This is a genomic window from Trinickia sp. Y13, from assembly GCF_029522115.1.
In the GTDB taxonomy this organism is placed as follows: domain Bacteria; phylum Pseudomonadota; class Gammaproteobacteria; order Burkholderiales; family Burkholderiaceae; genus Trinickia.
The window spans coordinates 290,264-315,739 of record NZ_JAKWFK010000003.1 but is presented as its reverse complement, the minus strand read 5'-3'; the positions used below and the strand labels follow the sequence as shown (position 1 = coordinate 315,739).

The window sequence follows — 25,476 nt, the reverse complement described above, 5'->3', positions numbered from 1 at the left end:
TGTAGGGGTGAAACGTACGACGGGGCAAGCTAGGCCGCCGCGCAACTGGAGTCGAACGCAATTGCGGCGGAGAGCCGGGTTAACCCTGACTTCGCCAAGGGCGAACCTCCGCGACGAGCCTGGCGCCCGCCGCGGGTACGGCAACTACCTTTACTGCTGCTTCGCGGCGGCCACTTGCGCGGCCACTTCGGCGGCGAAGTCGTCTTGGCGCTTTTCGATGCCTTCGCCGACCACGAACAACGCGAACTTCTGCACCGACGCGTTGGCCGCTTTCAGCATCTGCTCGATCGTCTGCTTGTCGTTCTTCACGAACGGCTGGTTCAGCAGGGACACTTCCTTCAAGTATTTCTGGACGCTGCCTTCCACCATCTTGGCGACGATTTCGGCGGGCTTGCCCGATTCGGCGGCCTTTTGCTCGGCGATGCTGCGCTCCTTGGCGATCAGCTCGGCCGGCACATCGTTAGCCGACAGCGAAACCGGCTTCATGGCCGCGACGTGCATCGCGACATCCTTGCCGACTTGCTCGTCCGCGCCCGTGTATTCGACGAGCACGCCGATGCGCGTGCCGTGCAGGTAAGCGGCCAGCTTGTTCGACGTTTCGAAACGGGCGAAGCGGCGAATCGAGAGGTTTTCCCCGATCTTGCCCACGAGCGCGAGGCGCACGGCGTCGACGGTCGAGCCGTTCAACGGCAATGCCGACAGCGCGGCCACGTCGGCCGGGTTCTGCGACACCACGAGTTCGGCCACTTGCTTGGCGAACGCGTTGAAATCGTCGTTCTTCGCGACGAAGTCGGTTTCGCAGTTCAGTTCGACGAGCGCGCCGGCGCCCGCGCCGATGTGCGAGGTGATCACGCCTTCGGCCGTGACGCGCGAGGCTGCCTTGCTCGCCTTGTTGCCGAGCTTCACACGCAGCAATTCTTCGGCGCGACCCATGTCGCCTTCGGCTTCCGTGAGCGCCTTCTTGCATTCCATCATCGGCGCGTCGGTCTTCGCGCGCAGTTCTGCAACCATGCTTGCGGTAATTGCCGCCATCATTCGCTCCTTGAGTCTGTATTTCATACGCCGCCCGCTTTCGATGCGAACGGCAGGCATTCGTTCGCGGCGCATGGAACGCGCCGCGCATTGCGCCGGCACTTAAAAAAAGGGGGCCTATCGAAAGCCCCCTTTTTTGCCGGCAGCGGGGCTGCTTTATTGCTCCCCGCCCACCTCGACGAATTCGTCGCCTTCGGCGCCGCGCGCGGCTTGCACGACTTCATTGACCGCGTTCGCGCGACCTTCGAGGATCGCGTCCGCCACGCCTTGAGCGTACAAGGCCACGGCCTTGCTGGCGTCGTCGTTGCCCGGGATCACGTAATCGATGCCTTCAGGCGAGTGGTTCGTATCGACCACCGCGATAACCGGCACGCCGAGCTTGTTCGCCTCGGTCACGGCGATCTTGTGGTAACCGACGTCGACGACGAAGATCGCGTCGGGAATGCCACCCATGTCCTTCACGCCGCCGATCGACTTTTGCAGCTTGGCGATTTCGCGTTCGAACAGGAGCGCTTCCTTCTTGCTCATCTTCTCGAGCTCACCGGCCTCGACCGACGCTTCCATGTCCTTCAAGCGCTTGATCGACACCTTCAGCGTCTTGAAGTTGGTCAGCATGCCGCCGAGCCAGCGCGCGTTGACGTACGGCATACCGGCGCGCTGCGCCTCTTCGGCGATCGTGTCGCGCGACTGGCGCTTCGTGCCGACGAACAGGATCGTGCCGCGATTGGCCGCCAATTGACGCACGTACTTCAGCGCGTCGTTGTACATCGGCAGCGTCTTTTCGAGGTTGATGATGTGAATCTTGTTGCGATGGCCGAAGATGAACGGGGCCATCTTGGGATTCCAGAAGCGCGTTTGGTGACCGAAGTGGACGCCGGCTTCCAGCATCTGACGCATAGTGACTGCCATGAAATTCTCCGCGAGGGTTGGGTCTTAAGCCGGCTGCCGTACCGGGGCGCGATGCGCGAAACGTTCCGTGAACGCCCGTGCAGCGCAACCCGGCACCCTGGGTGCGCCGGCTTGCGATTCGATGACTTCTTTCTAGTGGTTACCACTACTAGTGGTTACGACTAGCCCGAAAGTATATCACGCGACGGCGCGCCCTCTCAAGTCACGGGATGATCTTGGCGGCGGCGGGCCCTCGCGACGGTCTCGGACCCGGCCATGGACGGGATTGCGCACCGCGGCGGCCTGCCACACCGCGCATATGGTGCGATAATCGCGACATTGTCGGCTAACCGCACCTTTCCCGTATATCCCGTTTCAGGCTCGCATCCATGGCTATTACGATCAAGAACGAAGACGACATCGCGAAAATGCGCGTCGCGTGCCGCCTCGCGAGCGAAGTGCTCGATTACATCACTGCGTTCGTCAAACCCGGCGTAACCACCGCCGAGCTCGACCGGCTCTGCCACAACTACATGCTCGACGTGCAGGGTACGATCCCCGCGCCGCTCAATTATCAGCCGCCCGGCTACCCGCCTTACCCGAAGGCCACCTGCATCTCCGTGAACGACGTCATTTGCCACGGGATTCCCGGCGACAAGATCGTGAAGGCGGGCGACGCGCTGAACATCGACATCACCGTCATCAAAGACGGCTACTTCGGCGACACGAGCCGGATGTTCATCGCCGGCGAAGGCTCGATTCTTGCCAAGCGCCTCGTGCAAACGACCTACGAATGCATGTGGCTCGGCATCGAGCAAGTGCGCCCCGGCGCGCGGCTCGGCGATATCGGTCACGCCATCCAGCGCCACGCCGAAGCCGGCGGCTACAGCGTGGTGCGCGAATATTGCGGCCACGGCATCGGCACGGTGTTCCACGAAGATCCGCAAATCTTGCACTACGGCCGCCCCGGCACCGGGCTCGAACTGCAAAAGGGCATGATCTTCACGATCGAGCCGATGATCAACGCCGGCCGGCGCGATATTCGCACGATGCCCGATCAATGGACGGTCAAGACGAAAGACCGCAGCCTCTCGGCTCAATGGGAGCACACGGTGCTCGTGACCGATACGGGGTATGACGTCCTCACGGTGTCGGCGGGCACGCCGGCCAAGCCCTCGATCCCCGTCGCCGCGTGAGCGGCGGTTCGCGCCGCCTTATGAGCGAAACCGCCGTCGTTGCCGATCCCGCATCGGTCAAAGCAGACTACCGCGCCGCCAAGGCGCAATTGCTCGCGAAGTTCAAGTCGGCGAGCCGCGTCGATGCGCTGATGCAAACGCTCTCGCACACGACCGACGACGCGCTGCGCCGCGCTTGGCAAAGCTGCGAACTGCCGGCTTCGTGCGCGCTCGTCGCCGTCGGCGGCTATGGCCGCGGCGAACTCGCGCCCTATTCCGACATCGACATCCTCGTGCTGCTGCCGGACGGCGCGCCGCCGGAATTGGACGCGCGCATCGAACGCTTCATCGGCATGGCGTGGGATCTGGGGCTCGAGCTCGGCAGCAGCGTGCGCAACGTCGCGCAATGTATCGAGGAAGCGGGCAACGACATCACCGTGCGCACGTCGCTGCTGGAAGCGCGGCGCATCGTGGGCAGCACGGCGCTGTTTCAGCGTTTCGTCCTGCGCCTGAACGAGACGCTCGACGCACGCGCGTTTTTCCAGGCGAAGGTCCTCGAAATGCGCCAGCGCCATGCGAAGTTTCAGGACTCGCCTTATAGCCTCGAACCGAACGTCAAGGAAAGCCCCGGGGGATTGCGCGATCTGCAACTGATCCTATGGATCGCGCGCGCCGCGGGGTTCGGCCGCAGTTGGCGCGAGTTGGACGAGCGCGGCCTCATCACGGCACGCGAAGCGCGCGAGCTGCGCCGCAACGAAAGCTTCCTGAAAATGCTGCGCGCGCGGCTGCACGTGATCGCCGGGCGGCGCCAGGATGTGCTCGTGTTCGACTTGCAAACGGCCGCGGCGGAAAGCTTCGGCTACACCGCCACCCAGACACGCCGTGCGAGCGAGCAACTCATGCGGCGTTACTACTGGGCTGCCAAGGCGGTCACGCAGCTCGCGACGATCCTCATTCAAAACATCGAGGCGCAGTTGTTCCCGCGCACGAGTGGCGTCACGCGCGTGCTGTCCGAGCGCTTCGTCGAAAAGCAAGGGATGATCGAGATCGCGAGCGACGACGTGTTCGAACGCACGCCCGCGGCGATCCTCGAAGCGTTCCTGCTCTACGAGACCACGCGAGGCACGAAAGGCCTGTCGGCGCGCACGCTGCGCGCGCTGTACAACGCGCGCGAAATCATGGATACGCGCTGGCGGCGCGATCCCGAGAATCGCCGCCAATTCATCGAAATCCTCAAGCAGCCGCAGGGCATCACGCATGCGCTTCGGCTCATGAATCAAACGAGCGTCCTCGGCCGCTATCTGCTGAATTTCCGGCGGATCGTGGGGCAGATGCAGCACGACCTCTATCACGTCTACACGGTCGATCAGCACATCTTGATGGTGTTGCGCAACCTGCGCCGCTTCGCGCTGGCCGAGCATGCGCACGAGTATCCCTTCTGCAGCCAGTTGATGGCCAACTTCGAGCGGCAGTGGGTGCTCTACGTCGCGGCGCTGTTTCACGACATCGCCAAGGGTCGCGGCGGCGATCATTCCACACTCGGCATGGCCGATGCGCGGCGTTTCTGCCGCGAGCATGGCATCGATAGAGAGGATGCCGCTCTCGTCGTCTGGCTGGTTCAGCACCACCTGACGATGAGCCAAGTCGCGCAGAAACAAGACACGAGCGATCCACAAGTCATCAAGCAATTCGCGGAATTGGTCGGCAACGAGCGCCGGCTCACGGCGCTCTATCTGCTGACTGTCGCCGATATCCGCGGCACGAGCCCGAAGGTGTGGAACACCTGGAAAGGCAAGCTGCTCGAAGACCTCTATCGAATGACCCGCGCCGTGTTGGGCGGCGCGAGCCCCGACGAGCATTCGGAACTGAAGACCCGGCAGGAGCAGGCGCTCGCGCTGTTGCGCCTCGAGACCGTGCCCGACAATGCGCAGTGCGCCCTGTGGGACGAACTCGACGTCGGTTACTTCCTGCGCCATGACGCGGCCGACATCGCCTGGCAAACGCGCGTGCTCTATCGGCACGTTCGCACCGATACGCCAATCGTGCGGGCGCGCCCGTCACCGATTGGCGAGGCGCTGCAGGTGCTCGTCTACGTGCGCGATCGCTCCGACCTGTTCGCCGGCATTTGCGCCTATTTCGACCGCAATGGCCTATCCGTGCTCGACGCGCGCATCAACACGACGCGCCACGGCTACGCGCTCGATAATTTCATCGTCGCGCACACCGAGCAGGACGACGTGCAGTACCGCGATATCGCCAATCTCGTCGAGCAGCAACTCGGCGCTCGACTCTCGTCCGATGCGCCGCTGCCCGAGCCCTCCAAAGGCCGCCTCTCGCGGCTTTCTCGGACTTTTCCAATTACCCCGCGCGTCGACTTGCGAGCCGACGAGCGGGGGCAGTACTACATCCTGTCCGTATCGGCCAACGACCGGCCCGGGCTTCTTTATTCAATCGCGCGCGTGCTGGCGGAGCATCGGGTCGGCGTCCATGCGGCGCGGATCAATACGCTCGGCGAGCGCGTCGAGGACGTGTTCCTGTTGGACGGACGCGGCCTTTCCGATAACCGCTTGCAAATCCAGGTCGAGACCGAATTGCTGCGCGCGATCGCCGTGTGAGACTTTATGCGCGTCAAACTGACAGCCAAGCATCCGCGCCCGGCATCGCCGAGCCGCGCCCCCGTTCGTACCGGCAGCCCGTCGGCGCGAAAAACGCCTCGAACTTGGGAGGGAGCGCATCCGGCCGCCTCCGGTAACGAGGCCAAGACAGGCGCGCGCGATAAAGCCTCGGCGCCCGCTTCTGCCATGCCCAAGCGCGGCGGCGCGGGGGCAAAGCCGCGCGATGCGGCACCGGGCAAGCGCGTTAGCGCGGCCGCCAAGGCGGTGTCGCACGGGGGACAGGAGAGCGTGCGTCGCGCGCCGCGGCCGGCACAGGCCCACGACGCGCGGTCGCCATCCGGCGAAAAAGCGCGCACGCCGCGTGATACGGATCGCCCCCGCTCCGCGGGCAAGCTGGGCGACGCACCAGGCACACGCAATCGCGGCTTTGCCGAGGGCGATCCGAGGGCTGAGCGAACGAATCGTCCGGGCCGCAGCGCGGCTGAAAAAGCGGACCGGACGGGCCGCGCCACCACCGAGCGCGGTGACCGTCCTGCCCGCAGCGTGGGCGAATGGGCTGACCGCCCGGTCCGAAATACGGCTGAACGAAGCGACCGCCCAGCGCGCGGCGCGTCTGACCGGGGCGACCGTCCCGCCCGACGCACGACCGAGCGCACCGACCGTCCCGCTCGCGGGGCAACAACCGACCGTGGCGATCGGCCAACCAGAAACGCCGCTGAGCGCACCGGTCGCCCCGCTCGCAGCCCCGCTGAGCGCACCGACGCTCCCGCCCGCAGGGCAGCCGACCGTGGCGACCGGCCTGCGCGAAGCGCCACCGAGCGCACCGGACGCGAGCCGAGCTCACCCAAGATTGCAAACCCGGTGAAGTACGGCAGCGGACCGACAGCGCGTAGCGAAGGAAGTCGCGCGGGCGGCCGCCCGCCGCAAAGCGCCAAAGCGCCCGCGGGCAATCGTGAACGGCGAGGAGCGTCGTCCGAAACGCACAGCCGAGCGCCAACGGGCAAGCGCGAGGATGCGGCCAGAAGCGCGACGACGGCAAAGCGCGGCGCGGCGCCCGTCAAAGGGGCAGCCCGTGCAAGCGGCGCCCCGGACGCCGAACACACCGAAGGCCTCGTCCGGCTGTCCAAGCGGATGTCGGAGCTCGGCCTGTGCTCTCGCAGGGAAGCCGACGAATGGATCGAAAACGGCTGGGTGCGCGTCGACGGAGAACGCATCGACACGCTCGGCGCTCGCGTGCGCCCCGATCAACACATCGACGTGACGCGCGACGCCCACGTCGCGCAATCGCGCCAAGTCACGATCTTGCTGCATAAGCCGGTCGGATACGTTTCCGGCCAAGCGGAAGACGGCTACGAGCCGGCAATCACGTTGATCACCGCGGCCAATCGCTGGGAAGGCGATCGCGCGACCACGCGCTTCGCGCCAAGCCACCTGCGCACGCTCGCACCGGCGGGCCGGCTCGATATCGATTCGACAGGCTTGCTCGTGCTGACGCAAGACGGCCGCATCGCCAAACAGTTGATCGGCGAGCATTCGAGCGTCGAAAAGGAATACCTCGTACGCGTCACCTACGGCGACCGCACGACCGACATCGATCAGCATTTCCCCGCCGACAAGCTAGCGCTGCTGCGCTTCGGGCTGTCCCTCGACGACACGGCGCTCAAGCCTGCCAAGGTCAGTTGGCAAAATGGCGAACAGTTGCGGTTCGTGCTGCGCGAGGGTAAGAAACGTCAAATTCGCCGGATGTGCGAGCTCGTGGGCCTGCATGTGGTCGGTCTGAAGCGCGTTCGAATGGGACGCATTGCGCTAGGTGCATTGCCGCAAGGCAAATGGCGTTACCTGCTGCCTGACGAGGCGTTCTGAGCGGGCGGCCGCGCCCGCTGCGCCTCTGCCGTTCGCAGTTCGCCCGTATTTCCTAGCGCAGCCGAAATGACAACGCCCGCACGAAGCGGGCGTCTTTCCTTGCTTCGACGGCACTTGGCACAGGCGGCGCGCCGTACCTCAGTCGTCCGCGTTCGGATCGAGATCGGGGAACAACACCTCGGTAAATCCGAATTTCGAAAAATCGGTGATCCGCATCGGATAGAGCTTGCCGATCAGATGGTCGCATTCGTGCTGCACCACGCGTGCATGAAAGCCTTCAGCGACGCGATCGATCGGTTGGCCGTATTGATCAAACCCGTGATAGCGAATCATCGAAAAGCGATTGACGACGCCCCGCATACCCGGCACCGATAAGCACCCCTCCCAGCCCTCCTCCATATCCTGAGACACGGGCGTGATCGTGGGATTGATGAGTACGGTCTCGGGCACAGGCGGCGCCTCGGGGTAGCGATCGTTGTGCCCGAACCCGAAGATGACGAGCTGCAAATCGACGCCGATCTGCGGCGCGGCCAGTCCCGCACCGTTCGCGTGATGCATCGTCTCGAACATATCGGCGATGAGCGCGTGCAGCTCGGGGGTATCGAAGTGCTCGACGCTTTGAGCGATGCGCAAGAGGCGCGGATCGCCCATCTTGAGAATTTCATGGATCATGGATTGTCGCCCTCCAACAGCTTGCGCATACCGTCTTCGTCGAGAATCGGAATGCCGAGTTCCTCGGCCTTCGCCAGTTTGCTCCCAGCCTCGGCTCCAGCCACCACGTAGTCGGTCTTCTTCGACACCGAACCGGCCACTTTGGCGCCGGCGCCTTCCAGCATTTCCTTGGCTTGCTCGCGCGCGAGGCTTGGCAGCGTCCCCGTGAGCACGATCGTCTTGCCGGCCAACACGCCCTGCGGCTTGCGCGGCGCCGGCGGCCCCTCGGGCCAGCTGACCTTCTCTCGCAATTGATCGATCACGAGGCGGTTGTGGTCTTCCTTAAAGAACTGATGAATCGATTCGGCCACCACAGGCCCGATACCTTCCACTTCCATCAGCGTTTCAACCGACGCGTCGAGCACCGGATCGAGCGAACCGAAATGCCGCGCGAGATCCTTGGCTGTCGATTCCCCGACATCGGGAATGCCTAGCGCAAAAATGAACCGGGCGAGCGTCGTATGCCGCGCCTTTTCGAGCGAGTCGATCAGATTCTGCGCCGATTTATCGGCGAAACGGTCGAGCGCAGCAAGCGTCGAGAAACCAAGATTAAACAGATCGGCCGGCGTGCGCACGAGATTTTGCTCGACGAGCTGATCGATGATCTTTTCGCCAAGGCCGTCAATGTCGAGCGCGCGGCGTTGCGCGAAGTGCTCGAGCGAACGCTTGCGCTGCGCAGGGCAGACCAAGCCGCCGGTGCAGCGCGCCACCGCCTCGCCGGGCAGCCGCTCGATGGCCGAGCCGCAGGCCGGGCACGTCGTCGGCATCACGAACGGCTGCGCGTGCGCCGGGCGGCGTTCGAGCACAGGGCCGACCACTTCCGGGATGACGTCGCCGGCGCGACGCACGATGACCGTATCGCCGGGGCGCAAGTCCTTCCGATGCACTTCGTCTTCGTTGTGCAGCGTGGCGTTCGTCACGGTCACCCCGCCGACGAAGACGGGAGCAAGCCGCGCAACCGGCGTGATCGCGCCGGTGCGCCCGACGTTCACGCCGATGTCGATGAGCTGGGTCAGCGCTTCCTCGGGCGGGAACTTGTGTGCGAGCGCAAAGCGCGGAGCACGCGAGACGAAGCCGAGAATATCTTGATCGACACGCCGGTTGACCTTATAGACCACGCCATCGATGTCGTAGGGCAGCCTCGTGCGCTTCTCGCCAATGCGGCGGTAGAACGACAGCAATCCCTGTGCGCCTTGCACGACTTCGCGCTCCGCGCACACGGGCAAGCCCAGCTCCATATACCAGTCGAGCACGGCGTCGTGCGTGTCGGGCATCTCCACCCCTTCGAGCGCGCCGATGCCGTACGCGAAAAACGACAGCGGCCGGTGCGCCGTGATGCTCGAATCGAGTTGGCGCAAGCTGCCCGCGGCCGCATTGCGCGGATTGGCGAACTCGCGTTGCCCGGCCTCTCGCTGCCGCTCGTTGAGACGATCGAAATCACGCCTGAACATCAAGACTTCGCCACGCGCTTCGAGCACGCGCGGAATCCGTCTGCCCTTCAAGCGCAACGGGATCGAGCGCACGGTCCGCACGTTTTGCGTCACGTCCTCGCCCGTTGAGCCGTCGCCGCGCGTGGCCGCTTGCACGAAGCGCCCGTCTTCGTAGCGCAGCGCGATTGCGAGACCGTCGAACTTCAGCTCGCAGGAATATTCGACAGAAGCGCGATCGAGCTGATCGCTGACGCGCTTGTCGAACGCGACGACGTCTTCGTCGGTGAAGCCGTTGTTCAGCGACAGCATGGGCAGCGCATGAACGACCGGTGCAAAGCCGCTGGCCACTTGCCCGCCGACACGCTGCGTGGGCGACTCGGGCGTAATCAGATCGGGATGTTCGGACTCGATCGACTGCAACTGCGAAAACAGGCGATCGTATTCGGCATCGGGGATCTGCGGTTGATCCAGCACGTAGTACTGATAGTTGGCCCGCTCGAGTTCGGTACGCAACCAGGCGGCGCGTTCGGCCGGTTGGTCGACGGGCGGAGGCGATTCGGCGTGCTTGCGAGGCATGTCGTTGAGGTTGTCGTCGTTGCGTGCGTGTGGCGGCCGAGGCTTTACTGGCTGAACAGACGTCGCGTCGCCGCCGAACCCGCCGGAATGCCTGCCTCTTCGAGCCGTGCGTAAAGCGTCATCAACTGCTTTTCGATCGCGAGCAAGGCTTGCTCGGGCAGCGGCCGCCGCTGATCGTCGACCACGCGCCCGCCGATGCGCTCGGCCAACGATTTGGCGTAATCGCACATGAGGCGAAACGGCAGGATGTCTTCATCGGCGACGGGCACGTCCAAGATCAGCGTGATCATCTGACCGCCTTTGTACGTCAAGTCGTCGCGCAGGAAGTTGGTATCGCCGAACTGCAACATGAAGACGGGGCTTTGCTTGGCGTCGAGCTTGACGAAACGCGTGCCGTCACGCGAGAGCAGGAGGCCGTCTTGCGATGCGACCGCTTGCACGTAGTTGGCCGACCAGGGCGCGCCGTCGGACAACACGTTGATCGACAATTGCGCGTCGCACTGCGCCGCGAATGCATCGAGTTCGCGCGCCATCGACACCGTTTCGAGCATGTCGGGAAATTCGGGCGCGCCGTCGATCGCGTCGGCCAATTGCTGCACGCCGGAGACGAACTCGGAAAACTCGAGTTCGTTGAGCGGGCCACCGCGGTTGGCTAATTGCACGGCCGCCCTCAATTCCTCGTAACGCTGGGCGTTTTGCACCAATTCCCAGCCCTCGGTTCCTTCGGGCTTCCCTTCGACGTAAACCGGCTTGCTGCCTGCGCGGCGCAGCCGCTGCGCGAGCGGCAACGCCTTCTCGCCGTGGATCGGACCGGCCAAACGTATCGGGACGACGCAATCGATGCGACGATCGACGACATGAGGCGGCGCAGCCGAAATGGTGGTGGCGGCCGGCGCGACCGTCTCGCTGTCCACCGCCGCGCCCGGCGTCGTGGCCTCGGCCCCGTCCGAAGGCGCCGACTCGGGCGTGAAGCCGTTCGGCGTCGTGGTTTCCGCTTGGATATCGGCCGGGATGTCGAGCGGCGCCGACACGCCGCCGAAGCTCGGCTCGATTCGCGCAGCCTCGCCTTCTTGCGGCGCGTCCGACAACGCGGGTTCGCGTCGCGCGCCCGCGCGCGCCGGCTCGATGAACGGCCGCTCTTCCTCGTGGTCGTGGCGCGCGAGCCCTTGCTCCGCGTCGGCCGGCATTGGCCTCGGCATTTTGCGGCGAACCTTCGCGCTCTGCCAAGCGTTGAACACGACCACGCCCCCCACCACCACGGCGCCAGCGCCGATCAATCCGAGTGTCAACTCGTCCATGCACGCTCCATGAAGCAATCCTGTGTCGCGGCCCCGCGCCGGGCGCCTCGCGCCAGCGAGCGCGGGCCGCTCGTTAGACGGTATTCTGGGCGAAACCGGCGGCCGTTTCCATGTCGACGGCCACGATGCGCGAAACGCCTTGCTCCTGCATCGTCACGCCGATCAGTTGCTGCGCCATTTCCATCGCGATCTTGTTGTGCGAAATGAACAGGAACTGGGTTTTGTCCGACATTGCACGAACAAGGTTCGCAAAGCGTTCCGTATTGGCGTCGTCCAGCGGCGCATCGACTTCGTCGAGCAAGCAGAACGGCGCGGGATTGAGCTGGAACATCGCGAACACGAGCGCCGTCGCAGTCAAGGCCTTCTCGCCGCCGGAGAGCAGATGGATCGTCGAATTCTTTTTGCCCGGCGGCTGCGCCATTACCTGCACGCCCGCATCGAGAATCTCGTCGCCGGTCATGATCAGCTTGGCCTGCCCGCCGCCGAATAGACGCGGGAACAGTTCGCCGAAATGCCGGTTGACCTCGTCGAACGTACCTTGCAAGAGCGTGCGTGTTTCCTGGTCGATCTTTCGGATCGCGTCTTCGAGCGTTTCGATGGCGCGCGTCAAGTCCTCCGACTGCGCGTCGAGGAAGGCCTTGCGCTCCTTCGCCGCAGCAAGCTCGTCGAGCGCGGCCATGTTCACCGGCCCGAGCGCCGTGATCGCGTTGTTGATACGCGTGACTTCGCCTTGCAGATACGACGGCTTCATGTCCGGCGTGAGCTTCTCCTGCAACTGCGCTTCGTCCACGCCCGCGGCGAGAAGCTGCTCGATGAATTGCTCGCCGGCGATGCGCGCCGCCTGCTCCTTCAACTGCAATTCCGTGATGCGATCGCGCAGCGGCTGCAGCGAGCGCTCCGCCGTCAGGCGCGTCTCGTCGGCCTGGCGCAGCTTGGCCGTCAGATCGTCGAGCTCGTGGCGCGCCGCCGTCAGCGCCGCTTCCTTCTGCCCACGCACTTCGAGCGCCTCTTGCAATCCAGTGTGCGCGGTCTGCTCGTTGATCGTTTCGAGTTCGGCGCGCGCATCTTCCAGCAATCCCGCCACGCGCTCGCTCTGCTCGTGTGCCACTTGGATGCTGCGCTTGAGCTCGTCGATACGCGTGGCCACGTTGCGGGCCGCGAAACGCGCGTCGGCAGCGGCGCGTTCGAGGTCCCGCGCCTGCGTGCGCGCAGCCGAGAGCGTCTCGTCGAGCGCCTCGAAGGCGAGCTGATTTTCTTCGAAGCGGGCCTGCAGCTCCGCGAGTTCGCCATCGTGCCGCTCGAAATTCGCCTCGGATTCCGCGCGCTGCGCACGTTGTTCCTCGATTTGGGCGGCGATTTCCTCGAGTTCTTCCCGGATCTGCGTGCTGCGCTGCGTGTAGCGCTCGTGCGCTTGCGTCAGCTTGAGCACGTCCAATTGCAGCGTGTGCACCTGCTGCGTGGCGCGTTCGACCTGCGCCCGCGCATCCGTGAGCGCTTGGGACGCTTGCGTGTACGCGGCTTCGGCGCGCACCGCCGCGCTCTTCGCTTCGTCGGCGAGCAGCGTCTGCGCACGAACTTGGCGCGTGAGATTCTCGATTTCCTGCTGGCGCGCGAGCATGCCGGCCTGCTCCGAATCGGCCGCATACAACTGCACGCCGACGCGCGTCACCACGTGCCCGGCCTTGACGACCAACATGGCGCCCTCGCGCAGTTGCGCGCGCATGGCGAGCGCTTGCGTCAGATCGTCGGCGACGTAGACTTGGCCCAACCACTCGTTCAGAACTGCCCGCAAGCCCGCGTCGTCGATGCGCACGAGCGAGACGAGCGGCGTCAAGCCGGCAGGCGCTTCGCGGGACGCGCCCGCCGAGGGCGGCGCAAAAAAGGCGAGCTTGGCCGGCGGCGAATCGCTCGCGAAGGCGCGCACCCAGTCGAGATTGGATATTTCGAGCGCCGCCAGACGCTCGCGCAAGATCGATTCGAGCGCGCCTTCCCACCCCGCTTCGACATGCAGCTTCTTCCACAGGCGCGGCAAGCCCGCGAGCTCGTGCTTCTCGAGCCAGGGCTGTATCTTGCCTTCCGTCTGCACGTTCTCCTGCAACTGCTTGAGCGCGATGAGGCGCGCTTCGAATTGATGGATCTGCGCGCTTTCTTTTTGCACGCGCTCCTGGGCTTCGCGGCGCTGCGCCTCGACCTGCGGCAACGCGTCCTGCGCCTGCCCGAGGCGCGCCTGAGCCTCACTCAGGATTTCTTGCTGCTCGGCAAGCTGCATGCGCTGCTCTTCGAGCTGCGCTTCATCGGGCGCATCCAAGCCGCCCGCCTCGGCCTTGAGCCGCTCGTGGCGTTGCTGCAGTTGCTGAAGCTGCTGATCGGCGTTGCGCTGGTGCGCCGCCTCGAGCTTGAGGGCCTGCTCGGTCTGCGCGATGCCCGCGCGCTCGTCGTTGAGCTGCCCCTGGGCGTCGCGCCAACGGGCTTCGAGCGCCGGCAATTCATCGTGCTTCGCAGCTGCCGCTTCTTCGGCCATGGCTGCCTTTTCTTCCGCGACGGCGAGTTGCTCCTCGGCCTCCTCGAGATCGCCGCGCGCCTTTTCCGCTTGGACCTGCCACTGCTCGCGCTGCGCCGTGAGCGCCGCGATTTGCGCTTGCACGCGGTTGCGCGATTCGATGACGAACTTGATTTCGGCTTCGAGCCGGCTCACTTCGGCATTGGCTTCATAAAGCGAACCCTGCGCGCCTTGCATCGCGTCGCTCGCGGCGTAGTGCGCCACGCGCAGCGTTTCGAGATCCGCTTCGACTTCGCGCAGCTTGGCCGTCTGCGCCTCCAGATCGATCTGCGCTTCGGCGATCGCGCGCTGCTGCCTGCCCTGCTCGGCCGCCGCCTCGTTCTTGCGCAACAACCACAGCAGCCGCTGCTTTTCCTCGCCTTCGCTCTGCAGCGTCTTGAACTTGGTCGCGACGATCGCCTGCCCCTCGAGCTTTTCGAGATTCGCGCCGAGTTCGCGCACGATGTCTTCGACGCGGGTCAAGTTTTCGCGCGTGTCGTGCAGCCGATTCTCGGTTTCGCGACGGCGCTCCTTGTACTTGGAGACGCCTGCCGCCTCTTCGAGGAACACGCGCAACTCTTCGGGCTTCGCCTCGATGATGCGCGCGATCATGCCCTGGCCGATGATCGCGTACGCGCGCGGCCCGAGGCCCGTGCCGAGGAAGATGTCCTGAATGTCGCGCCGGCGCGCAGGCAAATTGTTGATGTAGTAGCTGGAAGTGCCGTCGCGCGTGAGCACGCGCTTCACGGCGATTTCGCCGTACTGCCCCCACTGGCCGGCCGCGCGCCCGTCGGAGTTGTCGAAGATCAGCTCGACGCTGGCCCGGCTGCCGGGCTTGCGCGCGGTGGAACCGTTGAAGATGACGTCCTGCATCGACTCGCCGCGCAGCTCGGAGGCGCGCGATTCGCCGAGCACCCAGCGCACGGCGTCGATGATGTTGGACTTGCCGCATCCGTTCGGGCCGACTACGCCGACGAGCTGACCCGGAACCTGAAAATGCGTGGGATCGACGAAGGACTTGAAACCAGCGAGTTTGATCGAGGTCAGACGCACGGCGATATCGCTGTTTTGATGAAGAAGGTCGAACAAAAACGCGGCCGGACAGCTCGAGCCGCGCACGGCGCGACAGCTTGATGCATAGAACTGTGCGCGCCATGCACGGCAGAGCGCCGCCGCGATGCTTTTGGGTCGCGAAGGCACGCACAGCAGGCTGCGTGCGCACGAGTCGCGAGCAAGTGGCAATCATACCATCGCCTATCGGCGGCACGGCCGCCGATGCGGCCGCGGCGCGCATGCGCGCCCCGCGCGCCGGCGAGCGCCGGGCTATAATGGCGCCCTTTTCCTCTTATCCCGTACGAGCGGGCGCGCGTCCCGCGCTTGTCCCTCGACGCACACGCCGAGCCCGACGTGAATCCGCTACTCGACCGCCTCCAGCCGTACCCGTTCGAAAAGCTTCGCGCGCTGTTCAAGGACGCGACGCCGCCTGCCGATCTTCGCCATATCAGCTTCGGCATCGGCGAACCGAAACACGCCACGCCCGCGCTCGTTCGCGAGGCCATCGTCGCCTCGCTCGATACCTTGTCGAGCTACCCCGCCACGATCGGCTCGAGCGCGCTGCGCGAAGCGATCGCCGCATGGACGAGGTGCCGCTACGGCCTGCCCGCGCTCGATCCGGCCACCGAGGTGCTGCCTGTCTCGGGCTCGCGCGAAGCCTTGTTCGCGCTGGCGCAAACCGTCGTCGACGGCACGCGGCCCGGCGCGATCGTGCTGTGCCCGAACCCGTTCTATCAAATCTACGAGGGCGCGGCCCTGCTCGCCGGCGCCGAGCCTTATTTCGCCAATAGCGACCCGGCCCGCAACTTCGCCTGCGATTACGCAGCCGTCCCGCGGGAAGTCTGGGCGCGCACCCAGTTGCTCTACGTCTGCTCGCCGGGCAATCCGACCGGGGCCGTGCTCACGCTCGACGATTGGCGCGAGTTGTTCGCCCTGTCGGACCAGCACGGATTCGTGATTGCGTCCGACGAATGCTATTCCGAGATCTACTTCGACGAGGCCCATCCGCCGCTCGGGGCGCTGCAAGCGGCGCACCTTCTCGGACGCGGCTTCGAGCGGCTCGTCATGCTGTCCAGCTTGTCAAAGCGATCGAACGTGCCGGGCATGCGCTCGGGCTTCGTCGCGGGCGACGCGGCGCTCATTAAACGCTTTCTGCTTTATCGGACCTACCACGGCGCGGCGCTCTCGCCCGTCTACCAAGCGGCTAGCGTGGCCGCCTGGGGCGACGAGGCGCACGTGCGCGAGAACCGCGCCCTCTACGCCGCGAAGTTCTCGATCGTCACGCCCATGCTCGGGCAAGTGCTCGACGTGCGCCGCCCCGATGCGGCGTTCTATCTCTGGGCGAGCGTCGAGCCGACCGGGTTGAGCGACACCGAGTTCGCCCGGCGCCTGTACGCCGACTATAATCTGACGGTCTTGCCCGGCTCGTACCTCGCGCGCGACGCGCACGGCGTCAACCCGGGCCGCAATTTCGTGCGTCTGGCGCTCGTTGCCGATGTCGACGAATGTGTCGACGGCGCCAAACGCATCGTCGATTTCTGCCGCAAACTCGCGCGCTGACCGGCGCCGAAAAAGCGGCGGTTGCCGCTGCACGGCGCGACGCGCAGTGCGCTCGTCACAGCCGGCTGCAGGTTCGTAGGCGCGCAGCCCTGCGCCGCGCGCCGCATTGAGTACCCGTTTGAGTACCCGTAACTGACCGACCGCTCCGTCTTCTTCCGACTTCATTTAGCGAAACTACCGACATGTCGCAACACATTCAGCAAATCATCGACAACGCCTGGGAAAACCGCGCCGAGCTCTCGCCGAAGGCAGCGCCAGCCGAAGTGCGCGAGGCCGTCGCGCAAGCGATCGAGCAACTCGACAAGGGCCGCCTGCGCGTGGCCGAAAAGATCGACGGCCAATGGGTCGTCAATCAATGGTTGAAAAAGGCCGTGTTGCTCTCGTTCCGTCTCGAAGACAACACGCCGATGCCCGCTGGCGGCTATTCGCAGTTTTACGACAAGGTGCCTTCGAAGTTCGCGAACTATACGGCGCAAGATTTCGCCGAAGGCGGCTTTCGCGTCGTGCCGCCCGCCATCGCGCGCCGCGGTTCGTTCATCGCCAAGAACGTCGTGCTGATGCCCTCGTACACGAACATCGGCGCCTACGTCGACGAGGGCACGATGGTCGACACCTGGGCGACGGTCGGCTCCTGCGCGCAGATCGGCAAGAACGTGCACTTGTCCGGCGGCGTGGGAATCGGCGGCGTGCTCGAGCCGCTGCAGGCGAACCCCGTCATCATCGAAGATAACTGCTTCATCGGCGCGCGCTCCGAGGTGGTGGAAGGCGTGATCGTCGGCGAAAATTCGGTCATCTCGATGGGCGTCTACCTCGGCCAGAGCACGAAGATCTACGATCGCGAAACGGGTCAAGTGACGTACGGCTACGTGCCGCCGGGCTCGGTCGTCGTCGCGGGCAATCTGCCCTCCAAGGACGGCACCCACAGCCTGTACTGCGCCGTCATCGTCAAGAAGGTCGATGCGAAAACGCGCGCGAAAGTCGGCCTGAACGAGCTGCTGCGGGGCGACTGATGGGCGTCAAGCGCACCGTCGTCTACGGCATTCCGAATTGCGACACCGTCAAGAAGGCGCGCACGTGGCTTCAAGCGCACGGTGTCGCTTTCGAGTTTCACGACTTCAAAAAGGCGGGGCTCACGGCCTCCATCGTCAACGGCTGGCTCGCCGACGTGCCGCTCGAGGTTCTGCTGAACCGCCGGGGCACGACCTGGCGCGCCTTGCCCGACGAGGCCAAGGCCGCGGCGGAAACGCAGCAAGGCGCAGTTGCACTGATGGTCGAAAAGCCTTCGATCGTCAAACGGCCTGTCGTCGTGGTCGACGGCCGCGTGACTTCGGTGGGTTTTTCGCCCGACGAATACGCGGCGCGCTACGCGTAGCGCAGTGCGGCTCGGCTTACGCTTGGCGTTGGCCATTCGGTAAGCTGGCGCTGCGCGCCGAGTCGCGAAACAATACGAGCATCGCCTGCCGGCCAGCGTCCGCCGGCATTTTTTTATCGAGCACCAACGGCCTCTGAACCCATGTCCGGCACCCTCGCCCTCACCGAACAACTGATCGCTCGCGCCTCGGTCACGCCCGACGATCAGCACTGCCAGAAGCTCCTGATCGAGCGGCTCGAAGCCGCCGGATTCGTCTGCGAGACGATCCAATCGCATGGCGTGACCAATCTATGGGCCGTCAAGCGCGGAACGGACGGCGCGAGCGGCAAGCTGCTTGCGTTCGCGGGCCACACCGATGTCGTGCCCACGGGGCCGCTCGAACAATGGAGCTCGCCCCCCTTCGTACCCACGCACCGGGATGGCAAACTCTACGGGCGCGGCGCAGCCGACATGAAAACGTCGATCGCCGGCTTCATCGTGGCGAGCGAGGAATTCGTCGCGGCGCATCCGCGTCATCGGGGCTCGCTCGCGCTGCTGATCACGAGCGACGAAGAAGGCCCGGCCACGGACGGCACCGTCAAAGTCGTCGAGGCACTGCAAGCGCGCGGCGAGCGGCTCGATTACTGCATCGTCGGCGAGCCCACGTCCACCGACGCGCTCGGCGACGTCGTCAAGAACGGCCGCCGCGGATCGATGTCCGGCAAGCTCGTCGTCAAGGGCGTGCAGGGTCATATTGCGTACCCTCACCTCGCCCGCAATCCGATTCACCTGCTCGCGCCGGCCCTGACCGAGCTCGTCGCCGAGCGGTGGGACGAAGGTAACGAGTACTTCCCGCCCACGACCTGGCAAGTCTCGAATTTGCATAGCGGCACGGGCGCGAGCAACGTGATTCCAGGCCGCGCCGAGCTCACGTTCAATTTTCGTTTTTCGACCGCCAGCACGGTCGAGGGCCTGCAGCAGCGCGTGCATGCCATTCTCGACAAGCATGGGCTGGAATACGACCTCGATTGGACCGTGAGCGGGTTGCCGTTCCTCACCCCGCGCGGCGAGCTGTCGAACGCGCTTGCGCAGGCGATCAAGGACGAAACGGGCGTGAGCACCGAGCTTTCGACCACGGGCGGGACCTCCGATGGCCGTTTCATCGCGCGCATCTGCAATCAAGTGGTCGAATTCGGCCCGCCGAACGGCAGCATCCACAAGATCGACGAGCATATCGAGCTCGCCTTCGTCGAACCGCTAAAGAATATCTACCTCCGCGTGCTGGAAACGCTGATCGCTTGATGCGCTTCCCAAAGTCCCGAATCACTTCGCCTTACCGTGCATTGCCCAAGGAGATGCCGCAATGACTACGCCGTTTCTTACCGTTCGCGACTTGCTGCGCTATGCGGTGTCCCGCTTCACGCAGGCGCATCTCGCATTCGGGCACGGCAGCGCGAACGCCTACGATGAAGCCGCCTACCTGATTCTGCATACGCTTCACTTGCCGCTCGATACGCTCGATCCGTTTCTCGATGCGCGCTTGCTCGGCAGCGAGATCGAGGCCGTGATGAAAGTCATCGAGCGCCGCGCGGGCGAGCGCGTGCCCGCCGCCTATATCACGCAGGAAGCCTGGATGCATGGGCGGCGCTTTTACGTCGACGAACGCGTGATCGTGCCGCGCTCGTTCATCGGCGAGCTGCTCGAAGACGGCTTGCAGCCTTATGTCGCCGATCCCGATGAAGTCGGCGCCGTGCTCGAACTGTGCACCGGGTCCGGTTGCCTGGCCATTCTGGCGGCGCACGCGTTTCCGAACGCCGATGTCGACGCGGTCGACATCTCGGCCGATGCGCTCGAAGTGGCCCGCATCAACGTGGCCGACTACGCGCTCGACGATCGTATCGCGCTGTTCGAAGGCGATCTGTTCACACCGCTACCCCAGCGCCGCTACGATGTGATCATCGCCAATCCGCCGTACGTCAACAGCGATTCGATGGCGGAACTGCCCGCCGAATACCGGCACGAGCCGCAGCTCGCGCTCGCCGGCGGCCCCGACGGCATGGACGTCGTGCGTCGCATCATCGGCCAGGCGCGCGAGTGGCTAACCGACGAGGGTGTGCTCGTCGTCGAAATCGGCAACGAGCGCGCGCACGTGGAAGCGGCATTCGGCGGGCTCGATCTCGTCTGGCTCTCGACGAGCGGCGGCGACGATAGCGTCTTCTTGATTCAGGCCGGCGATCTGCCGGCGGCGTAATCTTCGACGCTCTGGCGCCCCGCTGCGCCAGACGCCCTAGGTCCGACTCAGCAACGGCATGCCCGCCCTATGGCCGCTCATCGCCCCACGCCGACACCCGAGAACGACGATGGCGGGCACGCCAGTCAGACGGAAACCGCGAGTTCGCAAGCGCAGCGCTTATTGCTGATCGCCGCCGGTGCGGGGCTCGCCTACGGCGTATCGCTGCGCGATGCGCCCTATCCCGACCAAGCCGCGGCGAAAGTGCTGATGTGTGCGTTATTGTTCCTGGCCGCCGCGCGCCACGAACCGATGCGCGAACGTCTAATGCTCATGGCGGCGCTCGCCGCGTCCGCGGTCGGCGATGCACTGCTCGCCCTGCCGCAGCTCTCGTTCTCGTTCGTCGGAGGTCTCGGCGCGTTCCTCGTGGCGCACCTCGCCTATTGCGCGCTGCTCGTCCCACGGGGCCTGCGCGCCAGCTGGCGCGAATCGCCGGTGGGGGCTCGGGCCGTGCTGCCTGTTCTCGCAGCCGCGGCCATCGCGATGTACGCGGCGCTCCTGCCGAATCTCGGGCCATTGAGCGTGCCTGTCGCCGTCTACATGATCGCCTTGTGCGCCATGGCCAGCTTGACGCTGCTGGCAGCACGACGCAGCCCGATGCTCCCGCTGGGGGGCCTGGCATTCGTCGCATCCGACGCCATGATCGGCATCGACCGTTTCATTGCCGGTTTCTCGGCAAGCGCCTACGCCATTTGGTTCACGTACGCAATCGCTCAAGTGGCCATTGCCGCCGGTTTCCTACTCTATGGAAAACCGCCCGGAAAACACACGGTCCGCTAGCGCTACGCCAGCGCTCGAACGGCGGCGCGCGCCTCGGTCACGATGTTCGACCGCTGGCGTCGAGGGCCGCCGTCCGCCGGCCGATGTTCCCGCAACGATGCGCCCCGCCGATGCCACAGCTTCTGTAAGATTCATGGCATCGCGCTCCCCCTGTGAGCCACGCATTTGCACAACGCCTCGCGCCACCTATGCATTTCGATTGGCTCTCTCTTGGCAGTCTGATATTCGCTGCTCACTTGCTGGGCGTGCTCGCGGCAGGTCACGCCATCCTCAACACGCGCACCTCGCAAGGGGCGATCGCGTGGGCGGTTTCGCTCGTCGCCGTGCCTTACGTCACGTTGATTCCTTACCTGTTCCTCGGGCGCAGCAAGTTTTCGGGCTACGTCGATAAGCGCCGCATCGAAAGCGAACTGCTGCGCACGCGCGCGCATCCGAGCGCTTGGGATACGCGCGCGTCGTCCGCGGGGCGCCCGGCCGAAGCCCTCGGTCATCACGTCGTGCGCGCGCTGACCCGGCTGTCCGGCATGCCGTTTCTCGGGGGCAACGCCGTACGCACGCTGGTGAACGGCGATGCCACGTTCGCCGCGATCCTCGATGCGATCGAGCGCGCGCGCCATTACGTCCTAATTCAGTTCTTCATCGTGCGCGACGACGCGCTCGGCGAAATGCTCAAGGCGTTGCTTTTGACCAAAGCGGCGCAAGGCGTGCGCGTTTGCTTCCTGTACGACAGCATCGGCAGCTTCGATCTGCCGCAGCGGTACGTGGCGGCACTGATCGCGGGCGGCGTCGAGATGCACCCGTTTGCGACGAACCATCGCTTCGTCAACCGCTTTCAGCTCAATTTTCGCAATCATCGGAAAATCGTCGTCGTCGACGGAGAGTGTGCGTTCGTCGGCGGCCACAACGTCGGCGTGGAATACCTCGGCGGCAATCCGCGCTTATCGCCCTGGCGCGACACGCATATCGAACTGCGCGGCCCCATCGTCGCCAGCGTGCAGTTCGTTTTCGTCGAAGATTGGCATTGGGCGACGCAACGCCTGCCTCGGCTCGAGCCATCGCAAGCGGAGCAGCCCGAAAACGCGGGCGACGCCGATATGCACTGCCTCGTCGTCGCACCGGGGCCCGCGGACAAAGATGAAACCGGCTCGCTGTTCTTCGTCGAAGCGATCAATGCGGCGCAAACGCGGATTTGGATCACGAGTCCCTATCTCGTGCCAGACGAGGCCGTATTCTCGGCGCTGCGCCTGGCAGTCATGCGCGGCGTGGACGTGCGCATCCTGATCCCGAGCCGGCGCGATCACTATGTGGTGTTCGAAGCGTCGAAGCTCTACGCCTACGACCTGATTCGCGCGGGCGTGCGCATTTTCCGCTACCGGCCCGGGTTCTTGCATCAGAAGGTGGTGCTAATCGACGACGTCGCCGCGGCCATCGGCAGCGCCAATCTCGACAATCGCTCGTTCCGGCTGAACTTCGAGATCATGGTGCTGACGATCGACCGTGGCTTCGCATCGGAAGTGGAAGCGATGTTGCAGCGGGACTTCGAACAAGCTTGGGAGGTCGAGCGCGGCGAGTACCGCAACGCGTCGGCGCTGCGGCAAATCATCATGCACGTGGCTCGCTTGTTCTCGCCGATCCTGTAACGCAAGGGCGGGCGGGCTTCCCCTTCTCCGGACGCTACAACAACGCCTCGATATCCGCCGCGATCGCCTCCGGCGTCGTCTTGGGCGCATATCGCTTGACGACTTGCCCACGGCGATCGACGAGAAACTTCGTGAAGTTCCACTTGATCGCCTTGGTGCCGAACAACCCCGGCGCTTCATTCGTCAAATAGCGATACAGCGGATGCGCCGCGGGACCTTTCACGTCGATCTTTTCGAACATCGGAAACGTCACGCCGAAGTTCTTCTCGCAAAAGCTGCCGATCTGCGCGGCGTCGCCCGGCTCCTGCTTGCCGAACTGGTTGCACGGAAAACCGAGCACCTCGAAGCCGCGCGCGGCGAACCGGTCGTGCAGTTGCTGCAAGCCGGCGTACTGCGGCGTGAATCCGCACTCGCTCGCCGTATTGACGATGAGCAGCACCTTATCGCGGTAACGATCAAGACCCTCGGACTCGCCGCCGAGCGTGCGAGCGGAAAACGTATAGAGCGTGCTCATCGGAGCGCCTCGATAGGAAAAGCGCAAGTCTATGCGAAAGACCCTACGGAATACAAAATCGGCGTGCCGGCGCGTGTCGTGCACGCCGCCGTCCGCACACCGTCTAAAATAGCGCTTTTCGAGCAGCCGGCCCTGTCGTGATCCGTTTCAGTCAATTCAGTCTCGCCCGCGGCGTCAAGCCGCTTTTCGATGCCGCTTCGTTCACGTTGAACCCCGGTGAGAAAGCCGGCCTCGTCGGCGCGAACGGCGCGGGCAAATCCACGCTGTTCTCAGTGCTGCGCGGCGAACTGCACGCCGACGGGGGCGAGGTCTTCCTGCCCCCGTCCTGGCGCATCGCGCACGTCGCGCAGGAGACGCCCGCCGTCGAACAGACGGCGCTCGAGTACACGCTCGACGGGGACGCCGCCCTGCGTGAAATCGAGGACCACATTGCACGCGCCGAAGCCGCCCACGATGGCGAAGCGCTCGCGCATGCTCACGCCGCATTCGCCGATGCCGACGGCTACACGGCGCCGGCCCGCGCCGAGGCGCTGCTGCTCGGCCTGGGCTTCACGCTGGCGCAAACGCGCGAGCGCGTCGCGGCGTTCTCGGGCGGCTGGCGTATGCGGCTCAATTTGGCGCAAGCGTTGATGTGCCGCTCCGACTTACTGCTGCTCGACGAGCCGACCAACCACCTGGACCTCGACGCCATCGTCTGGCTCGAAGATTGGCTGGGCCGCTACGCCGGCACGCTCATCGTCATTTCGCACGATCGCGAATTTCTCGATTCGGTCTGCAACGTGACCCTGCACGTCGAGAACCGGCAGGTGAAGCGCTACGGCGGCAACTACTCGCAGTTCGAGATTCTGCGTGCGCAGCAGCTCGCCTTGCAGCAAAACGCGTTCGAGAAGCAGCAAAAGACGATCGCGCATCTGCAAAGCTTCATCGACCGCTTCAAGGCAAAGGCAACCAAAGCACGGCAAGCGCAAAGCCGCATGAAGGCGCTCGAGAAAATGGAGCGGATCGCCCCTGCGCACGCGGCCTCGCCCTTCACTTTCGAATTTCGCACGCCCGATGCCGCGCCTAATCCGATGCTCGTCATGGAAGACGTGCGCTGCGGTTACCGTACCGGCGAGGGCATCGAAATCCCCATTCTCGAGGGGGTGACGCTTTCCGTGCAGAACGGCCAGCGTATCGGCCTGCTCGGCGCGAACGGTCAGGGTAAGTCGACGCTCGTCAAAACGCTCGCCGGCACGCTCGAGCCGCTCGCGGGCACGATGCGTGCGGGTCGCGGCCTCGTCATCGGCTATTTTGCGCAGCATCAATTGGAAACGTTGCGTCCCGACGATTCGCCGCTCGCGCATTTGGCGCGCCTAGCACCCGACACGCGCGAGCAGGAACTACGCGACTTCCTCGGCGGCTTCAATTTTTCGGGCGACATGGCGAGTTCGCCGATCGGCCCGTTCTCCGGAGGAGAGAAAGCGCGCCTCGCGCTCGCGTTGATCATCTGGCAAAAGCCCAACCTCCTGCTACTCGACGAGCCGACGAACCACCTCGATCTGGAAACCCGCCACGCATTGACCATGGCGCTCGCGCAATTCGAGGGCACGCTGATCCTCGTCTCGCACGATCGGCATTTGCTGCGCGCAAGCACCGATCAATTCATGCTCGTGGCCAAGCATCGGTTGGAACCGTTCGACGGCGATCTCGACGAGTATCGCGACTGGCTGCTCCAACATGCCGCGCAAACGCGCGCCGCGGCCAAAGCGGCGAACCAAGCGGGCGCAGCCGCGACGAGCGAGAACGCCCGCGACGGAGAAGCCCAAGCCAGCGGCAACCGGAAAGACCAACGCCGTCAGGAAGCGCAGGCCCGTCAAAAGCTGTCGCACTTGAAGAAGCCGCTGCAGACGCGCATTACCAAGCTGGAGAAGGAGATGGACGCGCTCAACGGCGAAAAGGCGGCGCTCGACGCGTTTGTCGCCGATACTGCGAGCTACGAGCCGGCGATGAAAGCCAAATTGACCGACGCGCTCAAGCGCCAGGCCGAAGTCGCCGCGCGCCTGGAAGCGCTCGAAGCGCAATGGCTCGAGGCACAGGAAGAACTCGAGCAAATCGGCTAGCCGCACTCACGGAAGCGATGCCCGCAACGCTTGCGGGCGTACGGCTGACCGGCCACGATCGC

18 protein-coding genes are annotated in these 25,476 nt (G+C 64.8%); 11 read left to right on the top strand and 7 right to left on the bottom strand.

Features of this window, described 5'->3' with window-relative positions:
* Positions 1 to 150: 150 nt before the first annotated feature.
* Both tsf and rpsB read right to left on the bottom strand, forming a co-directional pair.
* Complete coding sequence (gene tsf, locus MMB74_RS07625) at positions 151 to 1,032, bottom strand: translation elongation factor Ts (RefSeq protein ID WP_277428194.1); 882 nt, start codon at positions 1,030 to 1,032, stop codon at positions 151 to 153.
* 156 nt (positions 1,033 to 1,188) lie between these two features.
* Positions 1,189 to 1,941, bottom strand: coding sequence for a 30S ribosomal protein S2 (rpsB, locus tag MMB74_RS07620; protein WP_277427995.1), 753 nt, complete (start codon positions 1,939 to 1,941; stop codon positions 1,189 to 1,191).
* A gap of 368 nt (positions 1,942 to 2,309) precedes the next feature.
* Here rpsB and map point away from each other — a divergent pair, with 368 nt between their 5' ends.
* The 3 genes from map (at position 2,310) to MMB74_RS27405 (ending at position 7,573) form a co-directional block, all read left to right on the top strand.
* Positions 2,310 to 3,116: a type I methionyl aminopeptidase gene (gene map, locus MMB74_RS07615; RefSeq protein WP_277427994.1), complete on the top strand. Its 807-nt coding sequence runs from the start codon at positions 2,310 to 2,312 to the stop codon at positions 3,114 to 3,116.
* Between the two features lie 20 nt (positions 3,117 to 3,136).
* Positions 3,137 to 5,710 (top strand): [protein-PII] uridylyltransferase, encoded by a 2,574-nt coding sequence (locus MMB74_RS07610; protein ID WP_277427993.1) that lies wholly within the window; start codon positions 3,137 to 3,139, stop codon positions 5,708 to 5,710.
* An 861-nt stretch (positions 5,711 to 6,571) separates the two neighbouring features.
* Positions 6,572 to 7,573, top strand: coding sequence for a pseudouridine synthase (locus MMB74_RS27405; RefSeq protein WP_346780669.1), 1,002 nt, complete (start codon positions 6,572 to 6,574; stop codon positions 7,571 to 7,573).
* Positions 7,574 to 7,711: 138 nt separating this feature from the next.
* Here MMB74_RS27405 and def read toward each other — a convergent pair whose 3' ends face one another.
* From def to smc, 4 genes are all read right to left on the bottom strand, one after another.
* On the bottom strand, positions 7,712 to 8,245 hold the full coding sequence (gene def, locus MMB74_RS07600) for a peptide deformylase (protein WP_277427991.1): 534 nt from the start codon (positions 8,243 to 8,245) through the stop codon (positions 7,712 to 7,714).
* Positions 8,242 to 10,290 carry an NAD-dependent DNA ligase LigA gene (gene ligA, locus MMB74_RS07595; protein ID WP_277427990.1) on the bottom strand — a complete coding sequence of 683 codons (2,049 nt, stop codon included), beginning with the start codon at positions 10,288 to 10,290 and terminating at the stop codon, positions 8,242 to 8,244. The genes def and ligA overlap by 4 nt, the downstream gene beginning before the upstream one ends.
* A 44-nt stretch (positions 10,291 to 10,334) precedes the next feature.
* Positions 10,335 to 11,588 (bottom strand): cell division protein ZipA C-terminal FtsZ-binding domain-containing protein, encoded by a 1,254-nt coding sequence (locus MMB74_RS07590; protein WP_277427989.1) that lies wholly within the window; start codon positions 11,586 to 11,588, stop codon positions 10,335 to 10,337.
* 73 nt (positions 11,589 to 11,661) lie between these two features.
* Positions 11,662 to 15,180 carry a chromosome segregation protein SMC gene (gene smc / locus MMB74_RS07585; RefSeq protein ID WP_277427988.1) on the bottom strand — a complete coding sequence of 1,173 codons (3,519 nt, stop codon included), beginning with the start codon at positions 15,178 to 15,180 and terminating at the stop codon, positions 11,662 to 11,664.
* A gap of 354 nt (positions 15,181 to 15,534) precedes the next feature.
* Here smc and dapC point away from each other — a divergent pair, with 354 nt between their 5' ends.
* The 7 genes from dapC (at position 15,535) to cls (ending at position 22,801) form a co-directional block, all read left to right on the top strand.
* Positions 15,535 to 16,740, top strand: coding sequence for a succinyldiaminopimelate transaminase (dapC, locus tag MMB74_RS07580; RefSeq protein WP_277427987.1), 1,206 nt, complete (start codon positions 15,535 to 15,537; stop codon positions 16,738 to 16,740).
* 182 nt (positions 16,741 to 16,922) lie between these two features.
* Positions 16,923 to 17,750, top strand: coding sequence for a 2,3,4,5-tetrahydropyridine-2,6-dicarboxylate N-succinyltransferase (dapD, locus tag MMB74_RS07575; protein ID WP_277427986.1), 828 nt, complete (start codon positions 16,923 to 16,925; stop codon positions 17,748 to 17,750).
* Positions 17,750 to 18,112 (top strand): ArsC family reductase, encoded by a 363-nt coding sequence (locus tag MMB74_RS07570; RefSeq protein WP_277427985.1) that lies wholly within the window; start codon positions 17,750 to 17,752, stop codon positions 18,110 to 18,112. The genes dapD and MMB74_RS07570 overlap by 1 nt, the downstream gene beginning before the upstream one ends.
* Before the next feature lie 141 nt (positions 18,113 to 18,253).
* Positions 18,254 to 19,393, top strand: coding sequence for a succinyl-diaminopimelate desuccinylase (dapE, locus tag MMB74_RS07565; RefSeq protein ID WP_277427984.1), 1,140 nt, complete (start codon positions 18,254 to 18,256; stop codon positions 19,391 to 19,393).
* A 61-nt stretch (positions 19,394 to 19,454) separates the two neighbouring features.
* Positions 19,455 to 20,342: a 50S ribosomal protein L3 N(5)-glutamine methyltransferase gene (gene prmB / locus MMB74_RS07560; protein ID WP_277427983.1), complete on the top strand. Its 888-nt coding sequence runs from the start codon at positions 19,455 to 19,457 to the stop codon at positions 20,340 to 20,342.
* Positions 20,343 to 20,411: 69 nt separating this feature from the next.
* Positions 20,412 to 21,161, top strand: a complete 750-nt coding sequence (locus MMB74_RS07555) for a lysoplasmalogenase (RefSeq protein WP_277427982.1) — start codon at positions 20,412 to 20,414, stop codon at positions 21,159 to 21,161.
* A 188-nt stretch (positions 21,162 to 21,349) separates the two neighbouring features.
* Positions 21,350 to 22,801: a cardiolipin synthase gene (gene cls / locus MMB74_RS07550; protein WP_277427981.1), complete on the top strand. Its 1,452-nt coding sequence runs from the start codon at positions 21,350 to 21,352 to the stop codon at positions 22,799 to 22,801.
* A gap of 34 nt (positions 22,802 to 22,835) precedes the next feature.
* On the opposite strand, the gene MMB74_RS07545 is transcribed toward cls, so the two are convergent.
* Positions 22,836 to 23,315, bottom strand: a complete 480-nt coding sequence (locus MMB74_RS07545; protein ID WP_277427980.1) for a glutathione peroxidase — start codon at positions 23,313 to 23,315, stop codon at positions 22,836 to 22,838.
* A 137-nt stretch (positions 23,316 to 23,452) separates the two neighbouring features.
* On the opposite strand from MMB74_RS07545, the gene MMB74_RS07540 reads away from it, so the two are divergent.
* A complete protein-coding gene (locus tag MMB74_RS07540) occupies positions 23,453 to 25,414 on the top strand; it encodes an ATP-binding cassette domain-containing protein (RefSeq protein WP_277427979.1) in 1,962 nt (653 codons plus the stop codon).
* Positions 25,415 to 25,476: the final 62 nt, after the last annotated feature.